Source organism: Massilia sp. (genome assembly GCF_031995545.1).
Taxonomy (GTDB): domain Bacteria; phylum Pseudomonadota; class Gammaproteobacteria; order Burkholderiales; family Burkholderiaceae_D; genus Telluria.
This window is the reverse complement of the sequence record NZ_DAMAGA010000030.1, coordinates 35,134-52,263: the sequence shown is the minus strand read 5'-3', so window position 1 is coordinate 52,263 and position 17,130 is coordinate 35,134. Positions and strand designations below refer to the sequence as shown.

The 17,130-nt window shown below is 65.3% G+C and carries 19 protein-coding genes; 4 read left to right on the top strand and 15 right to left on the bottom strand.

Translation table 11 applies throughout. The annotated features are described in order from the left end of the window. Positions 1-49 precede the first annotated feature (49 nt). From RTQ83_RS18290 to RTQ83_RS18275, 4 genes are all read right to left on the bottom strand, one after another. The gene (locus tag RTQ83_RS18290; RefSeq protein WP_312517540.1) at positions 50-1,240 is read right to left on the bottom strand and encodes a fumarylacetoacetate hydrolase family protein; all 1,191 of its coding nucleotides are present in this window, start codon (positions 1,238-1,240) and stop codon (positions 50-52) included. A 72-nt stretch (positions 1,241-1,312) separates the two neighbouring features. Beyond that, positions 1,313-1,474 carry a hypothetical protein gene (locus tag RTQ83_RS18285; protein ID WP_312517538.1) on the bottom strand — a complete coding sequence of 54 codons (162 nt, stop codon included), beginning with the start codon at positions 1,472-1,474 and terminating at the stop codon, positions 1,313-1,315. A 245-nt stretch (positions 1,475-1,719) separates the two neighbouring features. After that, positions 1,720-2,844, bottom strand: coding sequence for a LacI family DNA-binding transcriptional regulator (locus RTQ83_RS18280; RefSeq protein WP_312517536.1), 1,125 nt, complete (start codon positions 2,842-2,844; stop codon positions 1,720-1,722). A 176-nt stretch (positions 2,845-3,020) separates the two neighbouring features. Beyond that, positions 3,021-4,220, bottom strand: coding sequence for a hypothetical protein (locus tag RTQ83_RS18275; protein ID WP_312517534.1), 1,200 nt, complete (start codon positions 4,218-4,220; stop codon positions 3,021-3,023). A 266-nt stretch (positions 4,221-4,486) separates the two neighbouring features. On the opposite strand from RTQ83_RS18275, the gene RTQ83_RS18270 reads away from it, so the two are divergent. The 3 genes from RTQ83_RS18270 (at position 4,487) to RTQ83_RS18260 (ending at position 8,354) form a co-directional block, all read left to right on the top strand. Continuing rightward, positions 4,487-6,457, top strand: coding sequence for a U32 family peptidase (locus tag RTQ83_RS18270; RefSeq protein ID WP_312517532.1), 1,971 nt, complete (start codon positions 4,487-4,489; stop codon positions 6,455-6,457). 112 nt (positions 6,458-6,569) lie between these two features. Then, the gene (locus RTQ83_RS18265) at positions 6,570-7,484 is read left to right on the top strand and encodes an alpha/beta hydrolase-fold protein (protein ID WP_312517530.1); all 915 of its coding nucleotides are present in this window, start codon (positions 6,570-6,572) and stop codon (positions 7,482-7,484) included. A gap of 132 nt (positions 7,485-7,616) precedes the next feature. Next, positions 7,617-8,354 (top strand): SDR family oxidoreductase, encoded by a 738-nt coding sequence (locus RTQ83_RS18260; protein ID WP_312517527.1) that lies wholly within the window; start codon positions 7,617-7,619, stop codon positions 8,352-8,354. A gap of 3 nt (positions 8,355-8,357) precedes the next feature. On the opposite strand, the gene RTQ83_RS18255 is transcribed toward RTQ83_RS18260, so the two are convergent. Next, positions 8,358-9,056, bottom strand: a complete 699-nt coding sequence (locus tag RTQ83_RS18255) for a glutathione binding-like protein (protein ID WP_312517524.1) — start codon at positions 9,054-9,056, stop codon at positions 8,358-8,360. 99 nt (positions 9,057-9,155) lie between these two features. Continuing rightward, positions 9,156-9,755, bottom strand: coding sequence for an NAD(P)H:quinone oxidoreductase (gene wrbA, locus RTQ83_RS18250; RefSeq protein WP_312517522.1), 600 nt, complete (start codon positions 9,753-9,755; stop codon positions 9,156-9,158). Positions 9,756-9,923: 168 nt separating this feature from the next. Between wrbA and RTQ83_RS18245 the strand changes: the two genes are divergently transcribed. Continuing rightward, the gene (locus RTQ83_RS18245; RefSeq protein ID WP_312517520.1) at positions 9,924-10,736 is read left to right on the top strand and encodes an APH(3')-I family aminoglycoside O-phosphotransferase; all 813 of its coding nucleotides are present in this window, start codon (positions 9,924-9,926) and stop codon (positions 10,734-10,736) included. A 27-nt stretch (positions 10,737-10,763) separates the two neighbouring features. Here the strand turns inward: RTQ83_RS18245 and lpxO are convergent, their stop codons facing one another. The 9 genes from lpxO to RTQ83_RS18200 form a co-directional block, all read right to left on the bottom strand. After that, complete coding sequence (gene lpxO / locus RTQ83_RS18240; protein WP_312517517.1) at positions 10,764-11,663, bottom strand: lipid A hydroxylase LpxO; 900 nt, start codon at positions 11,661-11,663, stop codon at positions 10,764-10,766. Between the two features lie 201 nt (positions 11,664-11,864). Continuing rightward, entirely contained in the window at positions 11,865-12,092 is a 228-nt protein-coding gene (locus RTQ83_RS18235) for a DUF6139 family protein (protein WP_312517514.1), read from the bottom strand. 108 nt (positions 12,093-12,200) lie between these two features. Further along, entirely contained in the window at positions 12,201-12,401 is a 201-nt protein-coding gene (locus RTQ83_RS18230; protein WP_312517512.1) for a hypothetical protein, read from the bottom strand. Positions 12,402-12,558: 157 nt separating this feature from the next. Beyond that, on the bottom strand, positions 12,559-13,554 hold the full coding sequence (locus tag RTQ83_RS18225; RefSeq protein ID WP_312517510.1) for a methyltransferase domain-containing protein: 996 nt from the start codon (positions 13,552-13,554) through the stop codon (positions 12,559-12,561). A 59-nt stretch (positions 13,555-13,613) separates the two neighbouring features. Continuing rightward, the gene (locus RTQ83_RS18220; protein WP_312517507.1) at positions 13,614-14,282 is read right to left on the bottom strand and encodes an ankyrin repeat domain-containing protein; all 669 of its coding nucleotides are present in this window, start codon (positions 14,280-14,282) and stop codon (positions 13,614-13,616) included. A 3-nt stretch (positions 14,283-14,285) separates the two neighbouring features. Further along, entirely contained in the window at positions 14,286-15,068 is a 783-nt protein-coding gene (locus tag RTQ83_RS18215; protein ID WP_312517504.1) for a TatD family hydrolase, read from the bottom strand. 60 nt (positions 15,069-15,128) lie between these two features. Further along, positions 15,129-15,647, bottom strand: a complete 519-nt coding sequence (locus RTQ83_RS18210; protein ID WP_312517502.1) for an N-acetyltransferase family protein — start codon at positions 15,645-15,647, stop codon at positions 15,129-15,131. 35 nt (positions 15,648-15,682) lie between these two features. Further along, on the bottom strand, positions 15,683-16,060 hold the full coding sequence (locus RTQ83_RS18205; RefSeq protein ID WP_312517498.1) for a PilZ domain-containing protein: 378 nt from the start codon (positions 16,058-16,060) through the stop codon (positions 15,683-15,685). Between the two features lie 52 nt (positions 16,061-16,112). Then, positions 16,113-17,129: a DNA polymerase III subunit delta' gene (locus RTQ83_RS18200; RefSeq protein WP_312517565.1), complete on the bottom strand. Its 1,017-nt coding sequence runs from the start codon at positions 17,127-17,129 to the stop codon at positions 16,113-16,115. Position 17,130 lies beyond the last annotated feature (1 nt).

Here is a 17,130-nt window from a genome sequence, read left to right as displayed (position 1 = left end):
ACTCGCTAGTGTCGGATCGTGCCGCGCTCGGGCGGCGTTGTTATTGGAATCAGGATGCAGGCAGCAGGCCACGGCGCGCCAGGTTGCCGTATAGGGCGCGCACGCCGAAGGTCCACGGCTCGATCGCGTCGCTGCGCTGAACCGTGTTGACCAGGGTGCCGAGCGACGGGGTCGAGATCGACACCCGGTCGCCAAGGTGGTGGGTGAAGCCGCCGCCGGCCGCGTCGCGGTCCTTGATCGGCGAGAACATGGTGCCGAGGAAGAGCATGAAGCCGTCCGGGTACTGGTGGTGGGCGCCGCAGGTCTGGCGCACCAGGTCGAGCGGGTCGCGGCTGATCTCGCGCATGCGGCTCGAGCCCGACAGTTCGAAGCCATCGTCGACGCCTTCGATCAGCATGCCCAGTTCGCACTGGCGCAGGGTGTCGATGGTGTAGTTGGCGTCGAACAGGCGGATGAATGGCCCGATCGAGCACGAAGCGTTGTTGTCCTTGGCTTTACCGAGCAAGAGCGCGCTGCGGCCTTCGATGTCGCGCAGGTTGACGTCGTTGCCGAGGGTGGCGCCGACGACTTCGGCGCGGCTGTTCACCGCCAGCACCACTTCCGGTTCGGGGTTGTTCCAGTTCGAGGTCGGATGCAGGCCGACCGCGGCGCCGTGGCCGACCGCCGACATCGGCTGCGACTTGGTGAACACTTCGGCGTCCGGGCCGATGCCCACTTCCATGTACTGCGACCACAGGCCGCGCTGGATCAGGTCGTCCTTCAGGCGCATGGCGGCGTCGGAACCCGGTTCGATATCGGCCAGGTTGCCGCCGATCGTGGCCTGCAGCTCGCCGCGCAGGTCGGCCGCGCGGGCCGGGTCGCCCTTGGCCTGCTCTTCGATAACGCGTTCGAGCAGGCTGACGGCGAAGGTGACGCCGGCGGCCTTGATCGCCTGCACATCGCACGGCGCCAGCAGACGCAGGCCGCCGGGGCCGGCCTTGCCGTCGAGGGCGGCCGCGATCAGGCCATCGACGTCGCCCAGGTCTTCGCCCTCGGCGTCACGCACGATAGCGAGCAGGCTGGCGCTGTCGCGCTCGAACAGGTCGGCGACGGTGATGGCGTGGCGGGTGATGTCGACCAGGCGGCCGGCGCGCACGGCGACCACGGCGGGACCGTCGACCGGGGCCGGACGCCATACCCGGCCGACCAGCAGCGCCTGGGCGGCGTCCTCGGGCAGCGAATTGATGTGGTGGGCTGTCATGTTGTCTCTCGTATTGTTATGGGACCGCGAAGCGCCGGCGCATGCGTGGCGATGCGCCGGTGCCGGTACGTGTCAGGCAATGGGAAACGGTGGCACTGCAGGAGTGACTGCAGTGCTGATCGCGCGCAGGCGCGCCATGGCAGAGGGACGGCCGCTCGCTTCACGCTGCGCCGCCAAAGGCGTGCGCAGGTCGAGCGGGCCGTCGCACCGGGACTGGATATCCTGGTCAGGCATGTTGTCTCCTTGATTGTCGTTATATGCTGTCGGCTTAGAACATTCTTTTAACAGAAATGTTACCGCAACCATTCCAGTCTATACGTGCAGCGGAAGGGTTGTCAACGAATTATTCAAGTGAAACTGGGGTGGCCGGATTGGCTGGAGGAAGCCGCGTGCGCTGGGCTTCCAGCACAGGGGAACGCGACTGCGTTACGAAACAAAAAGGCCGTCCGAAGACGGCCGTTCTGACGGGCACAGCGTATTTAGCTGGCGTAGCTCGCCTTGCCTTTGGTCTTCGCGACGGCCGGCAGGCGTGCCGGCGGACGGATGCGTGGGGCAGCGTCGGACTGGCGCCGCACCAGTTCGAAATCCATGCGCGTCAGCTCGGGCTCGCCCGCTTCGCCTTCGCGCTGGGCGCGTACGCGGCGCACCAGCGACTGCACGGCTTCGCGCGCCATGCCGGCGATCGGCTGGCGCACGGTGGTCAGTTCAGGCCAGATGGTGGTGGCCAGTGCGGTATCGTCGAAGCCGGTGACGGTCAGGTCGCCCGGCACGTCCAGCCCAAGGCGGTGCGCGACGGCGACGGCGGCCGCGGCCATGTCGTCATTGCTGGCGAAGATCGCCGTCGGGCGGTCTTCCAGCGCCAGCAAGTGTTCCGCCGCATCCAGGCCGGAGCGGTAGGTGAACATGCCCTGCACTACCAGCTCCTCGGACGCGTCGGCGCCCTTCTCGCCGATGGCCGCGCGGTAACCGGCCAGGCGGCGCGCGCTGGCGGTCTGGTTCGGATGGCCGACCACGAATCCGATGCGCTGGTGCCCGAGGGTGATCAGGTGGCGCGTCATGAAGTGCGCCGCTTCGTAGTCGTCGATGCTGACCGCGCCGACATTCTCGGCCGGCGAACCGCAGGCCACCACCACCGCCGGGATGCCGGCGCGCTCGATGCAGTCGAGCACCGCTTCGCTGTCGCACAGCGGCGGCGGCAGGATCACGCCGTCCAGGCCGTTCTCGATCAGGCGCTGGGTGTGCTCGGCTTCGTGGTTGCCCGCCTCGCACTTCTCGACGAACAGCTGCACATTGTTCAGGCCCGACTGGTTCAGCAGGCCGACCAGGAATTCGCTCAGGTAGGCGGCGGATGGGTTGCTGTACAAGAAACCGACCCGGATCGGCTTGGACCCGGCCAGGTTGCGCGCTTCCTGGTTCGGGGTGTAGTTTAGCGCGGCGACGGCTTCCGCCACCTTGCGCCGCGTGCTCTCACGCACCAGTCCCTTGCCGTTCATGACGCGCGACACCGTCATCGCGGACACGCCCGCGAGCCGGGCAACGTCCACCATCGTGGGTTTGCCGTTCTCCATCGTCTCGCGGATGGATTCGATCGTCGCTTTGGTCATGTCGGGGAGGTTCCTGTCAGGCTACTGGTGTTTGCGCAATGTTAGCACAGTTACGCAAACATCCATGGACCTGCCTCCGGCGGGTCTGTGCAGCGTGCAAGAGCGACGCTGAACAGTTGAAGCGATCGGTTTGCGCTAACATCGACCTCCTTTCCGGTACGGTGCGCTAGCAACGCTCAGCGCTTGCGACAAGGCCTTGGTGTCAGCACCAACGGCTCCGTTCCGCCATTGCTCAGGTTGCGCACCGCTGCAATCTGCCCGCGCTCGTTGATGGCGTAAGCGTTGGCAACCGCGATACCATGGCTCTCATCGTCGAGCAGTGTCTCCAGACGCACCGGCGAATCGTTGAACCAGGTGACGCCATACTGCCGGTTTTCGATCGTGCCAGCGTTGCCCACGATCTGGCCGTGTTCGTTGATGGCGTTCGCCTGGCTGCTGGTCCCGCCCAGCCCGGGCAGTTCGGCGATGGCGCCGTTGCGCCACACGACCGCGGCAATGTCGACGTCGCCGGGCCTGAAGCTGTAGCCGACGACCGTGCCGCGATTGTTGATATCGGTCGCCCAGCTCTGCTGCCCACCCAGCGTGCCGAGGTCGGTGATACTGCCGTCCGGACGCCATAGGGAGGCGTGCTGCTGCCCGTCCGTGCCGGTGCTGGCGCCCACGATATACCCGCGGTCGCTGACCCGCGCCGCGCCGCCGATATTGCCGCCGATCGTGGGCAGTGCTCGCGGAGCGCCGCGGTCCCACACCACCGCGTAGGAAGCGCCACCGCCGGCGATGCCGCTCCCGCCAACGATGAGCCCGGAACGGTTGATGCCCCTGGCGCCGGCCGAAGTTCCGGCGTCGCCCAGACTGCCGAGATTGCGGCGCCGGCCGAGGAACCAGCTGCTGGCTTCTTCGCGCGAGGCGGCCTCGACATAGACACTGCCCACGATTTGCCCGACGTCATTGATGTCCAGCGCGACGCCATTGATTTCCCCGGGCGCTGCCAGACTAAAGCCGCGGCGTCCGATCCAGACAACCGGATACGAAATGCCGTTGGCGATGGCATAGCCGACGACGATGCCCAGGTTGTTCAGGGCGGTCGGCAGGTCGCCCTCGCCGCCGACGACTTGCAGGCGCCGTACGCTGTAGCGTATGCCGTAGTGATGGCGTCCATCGCAGGCGACGGCGCACGATGCTTGCGCGTCGTCGCGGGCCGCGTCGCGCAGCACCTCGGCGATGGCAGCATCGCTTGCCGGGAGCCGGGCTATCGCTCGTGAGGCCGTTGAAGCGGCCGGACTCGCCGGCGCGGGGGCTGCGGCGGTCATTGCACCGATACTCAGGAACATGACAACGGCAATGCAACGCAGGATCGCGGATATCGGCGCTTTCATAAATTGCTCCGGACGTCTCGAATGATGACTGGCGCATGATGCGTCGTCAGCTTCCAGCTTAGGTGGCCCGCTACGCCCCGCGCCATCGGCACACAGCGATCGTTTGTGGTCGCTCAACGCCCGCACCTGCGCGGCACGGTAGCGTCCGCTGCATGTCCCTGCTAAATATCGCGCTGGACATTACGACAACACCCGCAACACCGCGCATGACGGCAGGCCGCCACCCCGCTATAATTTCGGCCTTCGCCCCAAAGGAATCTGTCCCCATGTCCCTGCTGCCCCACGAGCTCGAATTGCTTTCGCCCGCCAAGACCGCCGAAATCGGCCGCGAAGCGATCCTCCACGGCGCCGACGCCGTGTACATCGGCGGCCCGGCATTCGGGGCGCGCCACAACGCCAGCAATCCGCTGGAAGACATCGCCGCGCTGGTGAAGTTTGCGCACGGCTACCGCGCGCGCATTTTCGTGACCATGAACACGATCATGCACGACAGCGAACTGGAGCTCGCGCGCAAGCAGATCTGGCAGCTGTACGAAGCCGGCGTGGACGCGCTGATCATCCAGGACATGGGCCTGCTCGAGATGGACCTGCCGCCGATCCAGCTGCATGCCAGTACCCAGTGCGACATCCGCACCGCCGAAAAGGCGAAGTTCCTGGGCGACGTCGGCTTTTCGCAACTGGTGCTGGCGCGCGAACTCACCGTCGAGCAGATCCGCAAGATCCACGCCGCCACCGACACCCCGCTCGAATATTTTGTGCACGGCGCCCTGTGCGTGGCGTTCTCGGGCCAGTGCTACATCTCGCACGCCGACACCGGCCGCTCGGCCAATCGCGGCGACTGCTCGCAGGCTTGCCGCCTGCCCTACACGCTGAGCGACAGCAAGGGCGGCGTGGTGGCATTCGAAAAGCACCTGCTGTCGATGAAGGACAACGACCAGAGCGCCAACCTGGCGGCGCTGGTCGATGCCGGCATCCGCTCGTTCAAGATCGAGGGCCGCTACAAGGACATGGGCTACGTGAAAAACATCACGGCCCACTACCGCCTGCTGCTGGACGAGCTGCTGGAGGGGCGCCCGGAATTCGTGCGCGCCGCCAGCGGCCGCAGCCGCGTGCTGTTCACCCCGGATGTCGACAAGAACTTCCACCGCGGCCACACCGACTATTTCGCCCAGGGCCGCCAGGCCGACATCGGCGCCTTCGACTCGCCAAAATACGTGGGCGTGGAGCTGGGCATCGTGGCGCGCCTCGGCAGCGATTCGTTCGACGTGGTGACCAATGCGCCGATGGCCAACGGTGACGGCCTGAACTACATGAACAAGCGCGCCACCGCCGGCATCCAGGCCAACCGCGCCGAGAAGCTGGGCGACGAGGTAGACGGCCAGCGCTGGCGCGTGTACCCGAACGAGACCATGTCCTCGCTGGCCGGCCTGAAAGTCGGCACCGTGATCCACCGCAACCGTGATCACCAGTGGGAAGCGACGCTGAGCAAGAAGTCGTCCGAGCGCAAGGTGTCGCTCGACCTGACGCTGGGCGAGCAGCCGGGCGGCCTGGTGCTGTCGATCGTCGACGAAGACGGCATCGCCTCGCAAGCCAGCGCCGGGATCGCCCTGCAGCCGGCGCAGCAGGCGGCCCAGGCCGAGGCTTCGCTGCGCTCGGCGGTGGCCAAGCTGGGCAACACCATGTTCGAAGCCGGCCACGTCGAGCTCAAGCTGAGCCAGCCGTGGTTCGTGCCGTCGGCCGCGATCAACGCGCTGCGCCGCGACGCGGTCGTCGCGCACGAGGCCGCGCGCCTGGCTGCGTGGGAACGTCCGCAGCGCAAGGCGTCGGTCGAACCGCGCCCGACCTATCCGGACACCCAGCTGAGCTACCTGGCCAACGTCTACAACGAACAGGCGCGCGCCTTCTATCACAAGCACGGCGTGCAATTGATCGATGCGGCCTATGAATCGCATGAAGAGCCAGGCGAAGTGTCGCTGATGATCACCAAGCACTGCCTGCGCTTTTCGTTCAACCTGTGTCCGAAGCAAGCCAAGGGCGTGCAAGGCGTGCAGGGCCAGGTCAAGGCCGAGCCGATGACGCTGGTGAGCGGCGAAGAACGCTACACGCTGCGCTTCGACTGCAAGCCGTGCGAGATGCACGTGGTGGGCGCGATGAAGACCAACATCCTGAAGCAGCCGCCACCATCGGCCGTGCAGTACACCCCGCTGACCTTCCACCGCCAGCGTCCGCGCGCCTGACGTAGCGGCACGAGCTGCGCATCGCGCTCGCGGTGCGTAGGAAAAATGACGGGCAGCATCGCTCGGCGCTTATAATGAGAATCATTCTCATCAATTCGCCGGAGCAGCTGCCTTGTCCTCGATCATTCTTCCCCGCCGCCGATTCGTTCACGCCGCCGCCGTCCTGGCATGCGGCACTCTGGCCGCACCGGCCCGCGCCGCCGACGGCTGGCAGCCGGCCGTCCTGTCGCAGGCACGACAACGCGACATCACTTCCGCCATCACCGGCCAGCAGTACCGCATCTTCGTCAGCGTGCCGGAAGCGCCCGCCCCGGCCGGCGGCTATCCGGTGGTGTTCGCGCTCGACGGCAACGCCAGCTTTCCGACGCTGGCGCTGCTGGGCCGCATGAGCGCGTGGCGCGGTGCGGGCGGAAAGACGGCGCCTGTCATCGTCGGCATCGGCTATCAGGGCGAGCGCGACTACGGCATGCCCCGTGGGCGCGACTATACGCCGCCGTCCGGCATCCCGGGCGACAAGACCGGCGCCAGCGGCGGCGTCGACTTGTTCCTCGACTTCATCGAGCGCGAACTCAGGCCGCTGATCGCGACGCTGGCGCCGCTCGATCCATCGCGCCAGGCGCTGTATGGCCACTCCTATGGCGGACTATGCACGCTGTATGCGCTGTTCAATCGGCCCGCCATGTTCCAGACCTATCTCGCGGCCAGCCCGTCGATCTGGTATGGCGAGCGCGCCGTGCTGTCCGGCCTGCAGGGTTTCGAACAACGCCTGGCACGCCTGCCGGCGCGGCCGGCGCTGATGCTGTCGGTCGGCGAACTGGAGCAGCCAGCGCCAAGCGACAAGCCATACCAGGGCCGCGACGCGGTCGCAGCCGGCCGGCGCATGGTGGACGAAGCACGCGAACTGGCAGGCAAGCTGAGTGCGGCGGGCACCCTTTCGCGCGTGCAGTTCCATTTGCTGGCGCACGAGAACCATGGTTCGGCCAGCTTCCCCGCAATGGCGCGCGGGCTGGAATTCTTCCTCGACTGACACGCTGCGCCGCCGCAGGTCGGCGTCTTCAAATCCGGAGAATCGGGCAATCGGTTCCGACTTTCCGGCATGTTCAGCACTCTCCCGCGCCCGCATACTGGTTCCACTGTTCAATACACCAGGGAGCCCATCATGCAAGCCATCAATAGCAAAGTCGTCCTCATCACCGGCGCCAGCAGCGGCATCGGCGAAGCCACCGCGCGCCACCTGGCGGCCGCCGGACACCGCGTCGTGCTCGGCGCGCGCCGCACCGAACGGCTGGTGCAGCTTGCCGGCGAGATCCGCGAATCGGGTGGCCGCGCCGATGTGCATCAGCTCGACGTGACCAGTCTCGACAACATGCAGGAATTCATCGCCTTCGCGCTCGACTGTCACGGCCAGGTCGATGTGCTGGTCAACAATGCCGGCGTGATGCCGCTGTCGAAACTGGACGCGCTCAAGATCGACGAATGGAACCGGATGATCGACGTGAACATCCGCGGCGTGCTGCACGGCATCGCCGCGACCCTGCCCCACATGGGGGCGCGGCGCAGCGGCCAGGTCATCAATATCGCCTCGATCGGCGCCTACACCGTGAGCCCGACCGCGGCCGTGTATTGCGCCACCAAGTTCGCGGTGGCGGCGATCACCGAGGGGCTGCGCCAGGAAGTCGGCGGTGACATCCGGGTGACGCTGGTCTCGCCCGGCGTGGTGGAGTCGGAGCTGGCCGAATCGATCTCGGATCCGCTGGCGCGCGACACCATGCGCGACTTCCGCAAGGTCGCGATCAAGCCGGAAGCGATCGCCCGTGCCATCGGCTTCGCGATCGACCAGCCGGCGGACGTCGACGTCAGCGAGATCATCGTACGCCCGACCGCCAGCCCGTACTGACGGTCAGGCCGGGATCTTGAGCCCGGTCTGCACCGCCGGCCGCGCCAGGAACTTTTCGAGCGCGGCCGTCACGTGCGGGAACTCAGCGGTTCCGAACAGATCGCCCGCCTGGTAGAAGTTCAGCAAGCCGTTCACCCATGGGAACACGGCAATGTCCGCGATCGAATACTCGTCGCCGGCGACCCAGGCGTGGCGGCTCAGTTGGTGCTCGAGGGCGCCCATCAGACGGCGCGACTCGTCGAGGTAACGGTCGCGCGGCCGCTTGTCTTCGTAATCCTTGCCGGCGAACTTGAGGAAGAAGCCCAGCTGGCCGAACATCGGACCGATGCCGCCGGTCTGGAACATCAGCCACTGGATCACGTGGTAGCGGCCGGCTGCATCCGCAGGGATCAGCTTGCCCGTTTTCTCGGCCAGGTACAGCAGGATCGCGCCCGACTCGAACAGTGCCAGCGGCGCGCCGCCGGGGCCGTCCGGGTCGATGATGGCCGGGATCTTGTTGTTGGGATTGAGGGACAGGAAGGCCGGCGAGGTCTGGTCGTTGGTGGCAAAGTCGACCTTGTGCGGCTCGTAGGCAAGCCCGATTTCCTCGAGCATGATCGCCACCTTGACGCCATTCGGCGTCGGCATCGAATACAGCTGCAACCGCTCGGGATGCTGCGCCGGCCACTTTTCGGTAATGGGGAAGGACGATAGATCGCTCATGGTCTGCACGCAGGTAGGCGGGCCGCCGGATGCGGCCCTGTCGTGCAGACCTTACCAAAGATCGTGGACACCCGCCGCCCAACACGGCGGGTCGATCACTCAGCCGAAAAGCTTGTTGGCCGTCCTGGCGATCAGCTCGCCCTGGTGACGGGCGCCGCCCAGTTCCAGCTCGCTCGGCTGGCGCTGGCCCTGGCCGCCGGCGATGGTGCTGGCGCCATACGGGCTGCCGCCGATGATTTCGTCCAGCGTCATCTGTTCCTGGTAGCTGTACGGCAGGCCGACCACGGTCATGCCGAAGTGCAGCAGGTTGGTGATGATCGAGAACAGCGTGGTTTCCTGGCCGCCGTGCTGGGTCGCGGTGGAGGTGAAGGCGCCGCCGACCTTGCCGTTCAGTGCGCCGCGCGCCCACAGGCCGCCGGTCTGGTCGAGGAAGGCCGCCATCTGTCCCGGCATGCGGCCGTAGCGGGTCGGCGCGCCGATGATGATGGCGTCGTAGTCGGCCAGTTCCTGCGGGTTGGCGACCGGTGCGTCCTGCTCCAGCTTGAAGTGGGCGCCCTTGGCGACGTCTTCCGGCACCGTCTCCGGCACGCGCTTCACGTCCACCGTCGCGCCGGTCTTGCGCGCGCCTTCGGCCACCGCGTTCGCCATCGTTTCGATATGACCGTACGTCGAGTAATACAGGACCAGTACCTTTGACATCGCCTACCTCCAGCTGAGTGATTTGTCGGAACGGCCATTGTAGCGGCAAGGACGATTGCCTTTGCCGGTCGGGTCTACCGTGCGCGCTCACTGGCTCGACAATATATTGACACTTGGGAATTGGCTGCACCACACTGTGCAGTATTGACGATCGAGGGAGCGGCGTGAATGGGAAGCAAGCGAGAAAAACCATGCACGGTGATTGCCGTGCCGTCGGGCTGGACTGCCACGCTGGACGGCTACCGGTGGGCACGCGACACGGTCGGAGAATCAGGCGGCGCTGTCTACCGGCTCCATGGCAAGGCCGGCGCACCCGACTTGTACCTGAAGCACGGCCACGGCTCCGTCGCCAGCGACATTCATTCGGAAACCGCCAGACTGCGTTGGCTGGCCGACTATCTGCCGGTCCCGCATGTCGTGCAGGCCGAACGCATGCCGCACGAAGCCTGGTTGTTGATGACGGCGATGCCCGGACTGACCGCTTATCAGGTCATGCAGGGGCACCCGGAACTCAGGACGGTCGTCGTGGACGCCCTGGCCCTGTTCCTCCAGCGGCTGCATGCGATCCCGGTCGAGCGCTGCCCATTCCAGAGCAGCCACGCGCAGCGACTGGCCCTGGCACGGGCGCGCATCGACGCCGGACTGGTCGACGAAGACGATTTCGATGAAGAACGCGAAGGTTGGACTGCCGAGCAGGTGTGGGGTGCGATGCAGGAACTGCTGCCGCTCACGCCAGATACGGTCGTCACCCATGGCGACTATTCGCTCGACAACCTGTTCATCCAGGATGGTGAAGTGGTCGGGTGCATCGATACCGGACGGGTCGGCATCGCCGACCGCTACCAGGATCTGGCGATCATGTGGAACTGCCTGGGAGAATTTGGTGCTCCGCTACAGGAGCGCTTCATGCAGCGATATGGCATCGCGCACATCGACGAGGCCAAGCTCACCTTCCACCTGCTCCTGGACGAACTGTTCTGAACCGGCGCGCTTGCCGCGCCGGCAACATCAGATCCAGTAAATGAGAGCAGCCAGCGCCACTACCAGCGCCACGCGGGTGATGTTGTACACGGTCTTGTTCCAGGCCTTGAGGCGGCGGCGGTACTGGCCCATGTAGAACGAAATGCGGAACAGCTTGCTGACCAGGCCGACCTGGTCGCCGGTCTCGTTGGGCGAGGCGGCGGCGGTCATCACGGTGCGGCCGAACCAGCGGTTGAACGCGCCCATCCAGCGGTAGCGCATCGGACGCTCGACGTCGCAGAACAGGATCACGCGGTCGCTCTCGCTGCCGTTGATGGCCCAGTGGATGAAGGTTTCGTCGAACACCACGCCCTGCCCGTCGCGCCAGCTGTGGCGCTCGCCGTCGACTTCGATGAAGCAGCGGTCGTCGTTCGGCGTGGCCAGGCCCAGGTGGTAGCGCATCGAACCGGCGAACGGGTCGCGGTGCGGGTTCAGTTTGCCGCCCGGCGGCAGCTCGGCGAACATCGCCGCCTTGACCGACGGGATCGACTGCAGCAGCGCATAGGTCTGCGGGCACAGGCGCTCGGCCGACGGGTGGCTGGCGTCGTACCACTTCAGGTAGAAGCGCTTCCAGCCATTCTTGAAGAAGGAATTGAAACCGGCATCATCGTTCTGCTCGGCCGCCTTGATTTTCTTGAGCGCCAGCAGGTTTTCGGCTTCGGCGCGGATGATGGGCCAATTCTCTTGCAGACGCGCCAGTTCCGGGAATTCACTGACCGGAATGAACGGGGTGCTCGGCACACGCGAGAACTTGTGCATGAAGATGTTGATCGGCGCCATGAACGACGAATGATCGAAGATCTGGCGACGGAATGGCAGACGCACGCGCCCCCTGAAATGGATGTGCAGGATCGACAGAATATAAAAACCGACCACAACCCACTTCATCGCATCCTCCGTCCCAGCCCGTTTTGACGGCCGGCTTGCTTGATCAAGGACGCAGGATACCATAACGGCCGCCGGGCCGTGGAGGCCGGGCCGCTTTCTCGGCTGCTCGCCGGGGTGAGCAAGGCAGCGTGTGGCGCCGGCACCAGCTGGCCGGCTATTGAATCGTGACGAGCCGGCGAAAACCAGCCCGTCTTATCGGTCTTAGTGCTGCACAGACGTGATCGCGTAACCCTTTTCAGCGATTTGAGCGCTCAGGTTATCGATGTCGTAGTCGGCCAGCGTATCGGCATTGTCCTCGGCCTCGAAGGAGCGTGCTTCGATTTCCCAATCGGTATTGGTGGCTTCTTCGGGAATGTTCTTGGATTCCGGAACAGCCAGGTACGAGAGTTTGCCGTCTTCTTCGGCTCTGCGGTAGATATCCAGGCGCATAGTCATTTTCCTCTATTCAATGCCCGCTTTCCGGATGAAAGCGGGAACTCCACAGTAGAAGAATGATTTGCTGTCGTCTGTTAATTGACCCACACTCGAACAGGCTCATCAATGGCCGGGCCGGTGGCCGAGCACACGCGCCGGCAGCATGACGATCGCGTGCAGCAGGCTGAACACGGCGTCGACGCCGATGCCGAGCAGGCGAAACGGCAGCAGGATCAGCCAGAAGACCGGATACAGGATCAGGGCCAGGATGGCGATCGGCCAGCACAGGAACAGCAGGAGCAGCCAGATCAGGAAACTCAGCATGGGGTTCTCCGTCGTAAGGGTTGACGGCGCTGAGTGTAAGCACAACCGCCGCGCGACGCGAGCAGGCTGCGATGAATGGAAGAATTGACGGGTTGGACGGTCGCGCAACGCGACGGGGGAGCGGGCACCGCCAGGCGCCCACTCCCCGTGCAATCAATCAGGCAAACTCGGCGAGCTCGGCGACCTGTTCGACAGCGTGCTCGTTCACGATCCGGGTCTGGATCGACGCCTGCAGCGACGGGATCGACCCGCCGGCGCGGTAAGCGAACGACAGGCGCAGCAGGTCGCCGGCCTTGACCTTGATCGGCTCGTACAGCGGCAGCGTCATGTAGTGGTTCAGCCAGTCGATGGTGGTCGCGTGCTCCTGCACCACGGCCAGCACGTTCTTGGTCACGAAACGCAGCGCGTTCAGGGTGCCGCTCTTTTCGACCAGCATCGAACCTTCCCAGGCGATCAATTGTTCCACCGGTTGGGTGAAGTCGAGCACGCTGTACACCGCCGGCTGCGCCAGCTCGACCGTGCCCGGATAGGCCACGCCGGTTTCCTGGAACTGCACGATCGGCGCATAGAACCCTTCGAAATCGTATTCCTGCTGCAGCGGCTGCACCGCCATGATCACGGCTTCCGGCAGGAACACCGGCAGCGGGCCACCGAACTTGGCCAGGTAACGGCGCTTGAACGATTCGATCACTTCGACCTGCTTTTCGCGCAGCATGCCGACGTGGATCATTTCGCAGATGACGACGTGGACCGGCTCAGGCGGCAGGTACTCGAACGCATCGGCGTGGATGACTTCGACCTTGTGGCCGTTCTTGTTCATGCCCAGGAAGCGGCGCGCCTCGCGCACCATGTCCGGGTTGAATTCGACGCAATACACCTTGGCTGCCGACTGCGCCGCGAAACACGAGAGTACGCCGGTGCCGCCGCCCAGTTCCAGCACTTTCGCGCCCGGACGGACGGCGTAGTGGATGGCGGACTTGAAACTGTGCATCCGGTTCTGGTCCATCAGCATGTTGTGATGGTAGTGCACCGGAATGAATTGTCCCAGGTAGCAGCTCTCGATTTCGCGTTCGTTCAGCATGGTTGTCCTTTGTGTGTCCGTACTCTGTACGTGATCCGTATGCGTATTATGGGCACTCTTGCTGTGACGCAATGCTTGGAGCTAAGGGGTGATTACCGCCTACTTCTTGCCTGAAACGTGAAATCGGCGGGTCAGCGCGCGGCGCCGGACAGCACCTGCACCACGTCGGCGCGGCCGGCACGCTCGGCGATCTGCAGCGCCGTCATGCCCTCGGTATTCTTCAAAGCCGGCTTGGCGCCCTTGGACAGCAGCAGGCGCGCCACCTCGGCATGGCCTTCGCGCGCCGCCATCATCAGAGGCGTGAAGGCGCCGCTGGTCTTCGGCGACAAGGCATCCAGTTTGGCGCCGCGCGCGATCAGCATCTGCGCGATCGCCACGTCGCCGCTGGCGGCGGCGTAGTGCAGCGCGGTCCAGCCCGGCTGGTTGACCCTGGCGCCCTTGTCCAGCAGGATGCGCGCCTTGTCCTCGTCGCGCTTGAAGGCCGCCATCATCAGCGCCGTGTTGCCGTTGACCGCCTTGCGTTCCAGGTCGGTGCCCGGATGGCGCAGCAGCGTTTCGAACACCCGGTTCGAACCTTCGCGCACCGCCAGCACCAGCGCCGGCTCGCCGCCCAGCGGGTTGAGCTCGTTGGCGTTGACGACCTGGCCAACCATGTCGCGCACCGTGTTCTCGTCGTTCATCTGCACGGCGCGGAAGAACGCCGTCACCTGCTGCGGCGTGGGTGGCTGCGGTTGCGCCGCACTAACGCCGGCGCAGGCGAGGGACAACAAACTGGCAACAAGTACACGACGCATCTGCATGAATCAGCTCCTGGCGGCCTGGAACAGGTTGAAGAAGTTTTCGCTGGTCTGAGCGGCGACGTCGCGCAGCGACACGCCTTTCAGGTTGGCGATGTATTCGCCGACGTGGGCGACATAGCCCGGCTCGTTCATCTTGCCGCGGTACGGCACCGGCGCCAGGTAGGGCGAATCGGTCTCGATCAGCATCCGTTCGAGCGGCACCGCCTTCGCCACTTCCTGCAGTTCCTTGGCGCTCTTGAAGGTGACGATGCCCGAGAACGAGATATAGAAACCCTGCTCCATGGCGGCCTGGGCCACTTCGAGCGACTCGGTGAAGCAATGCATCACGCCGGCCACGCCGCCGGCATCGGTACCGGCGCCCTCTTCCTTCATCAGGCGGATGGTGTCAGCGCTGGCCGAGCGGGTGTGGATGATCAGCGGCTTACGCGTTTCGCGCGAGGCGCGGATGTGGGTGCGGAAGCGCTCGCGCTGCCACTCCAGGTCGCCTTCCAGGCGGTAGTAATCGAGGCCGGTCTCGCCGATCGCGACGATCTTCGGGTGATCCGCCAGCTCGACCAGCTGCTGCACAGTCGGCTCGGGCGTGTCTTCGTAGTCGGGATGGACGCCGACCGAGGCGAAGATGTGCGGATGCTGCTCGGCCAGGGCGAGCACTTGGGGAAAGTCCGGCAGGTCGACCGAGACGCACAGAGCGTGGGTGACCTTGTTCTCGGCCATCTTGGCCAGGACCTCTGGCATGCGGGCAGCCAGCTCCGGGAAATTGATATGGCAATGGGAATCGATAAACATCCCATTATTGTACGCGAGGCCGGCCACGGACGCGCCGCGACCAGGCCCCGCATCAACCGGTCAGGCCACGCGCTTGCCGAGGATGATCAGGTCGCGCTCGACGCCGTCGAGGTTGGCCACGCGTGGGAAATGCGCCCACTTCTCGAAACCGTATTTGCCGAACAGCGCCAGGCTCGGCGCGTTGTGGCCGAAGATGAAGCCCAGCAGCGTATGCACGTTGACGTTCGGCGCGAAGGCGATCGCCAGGTCGAGGCAATAGCGGCCCAGGCCCTGGCCGCGGGCTTTTTCCGCGATATAGATCGACACCTCGGCCGTGCCCGAATAGGCCGGACGGCCATAAAAGTTCGAGTACGACAGCCAGCCCAGCACTTCCGGATTGTCGGAGGTATCCGCCGCATCGTGGATCACCCACAGCGGACGGCGCTCGGGCGTGTGGTCGTTGAACCAGGCTTCGCGCGATTGCACGGTGATGGGTTCGGTGTCGGCGGTGACTTCGCGCGAAGCGATGGTGGAATTGTAGATGTCGACGATGACCGGCAGGTCGTCGCGGCGGGCCAGGCGATGGACGTAGGACGGCATAAAGCGCTAGGTTGGGTTGAACGGAGGGTGGACAATTACAGGGTGTGGGTGGCGCGCGAGGAGCGCAGTGCGGCGCCCAGGATTTCTTCGATGCGCAGGCGGGCGCGTTCGCCGGACTCGTCGGCCGGGAAATGCACGCCAATGCCCTGCGCCTTGTTGTTGGCGGCGCCGGCCGGCGTGATCCAGACCACCTTGCCGGCGATCGGGTATTTGTTCGGGTCGTCCATCAGCGACAGCAGCAGGTAGATCTCGTCGCCGATCTTATAGGGCTTGTTGGTCGGAACGAACATGCCGCCGTTCTTCAGGAAAGGCATGTAGGCGGCATACAGCGCCGCCTTTTCCTTGATCGCCAGCGACAGCACGGACGGCCGCGGCGCTTGCGGCGTGGCCGGGTCCGGCGGATTGGCGCTCATCGTTGATCCTTCACTGCGTGCCTTTCACTGCGTGCCCTTCAAAAAGATCTGTTTAGGTAGTGCATGCAGTGTACTCAAGGAGCATGTCCTCGACAAACAATTTTGCCGACAGCGGATGGTCGGCCACCGCGCGCCGCTCGTTGACCGCCTTGATCGCGCGCAGCAGGCCGGCCGACTGGGCCCGTCCCGCCAATGCCGCCACCTCTTTCTGGTAGCGCGGATAGTAGCGCAGCGTGCCGGACAGTTTGTACGAGAACACGTCGTACAGCCAGCGCTGAGTCCACGACACCAGGGCCGGCAGTTCGGCCTTGGCCAGTTTCTCGGCGACCCGCAGGGCGCCGTCCGGGGCCGGGCGCGCCAGGAAGTGCAGCAGCGCGTCCATGTCTTCGCGGCTGCCGTTGGCCGACTCGTTCAACGCTGCCAGCGGCGCCCCGCCCTGCTCGCGCAGCCAGCTGTCGGCGTCCGGCACCCCCTGCTCCTTGAGCCAGGCCAATGCGTCGGCGTGGTTCGGCATCGGCAGCGCGAACTTGCGGCAGCGCGACAGAATCGTCGGCAGCAGGCGGTCCAGGCTGTTCGAGGCCAGCAGGAACACGGTGCCGGGTGGCGGTTCTTCCAGCGTCTTTAGCAGCGCATTCGAGGCCGGCATGTTCAGCGCCTCGGCCGGGTACAGCACCACCACCCGCAAACCCTGGCGGTGGGTCGAGATGTTCATGAAGTCGGCCAGCTGGCGGATCTGCTCGATCTTGATTTCTTTCGACGGTGCCTTGGTCGACTTCGACTTGCGCTCGCCGTCGCCGCCCTCTTCGCTCTCGGGCGGCTCGTCTTCCAGCGCTTCCGGACGTACGCGGCGGTAGTCGGGGTGGTTATGCTGGGCGAACCAGCCGCACGAGGCGCACTCGCCGCAGGCGTGGCCGTCGGGACGCACGTTCTCGCACAGCAGCGCCTGGGCAACAGTTTCGAGGAAATCAGCCTTGCCGGTGCCGGCCGGGCCGTGGAACAGGATCGCGTGCGGCATGCGCTCGCGCATCTGCTGCAGCTGGGTCCAGGCGGCGGCTTGCCATGGATACATC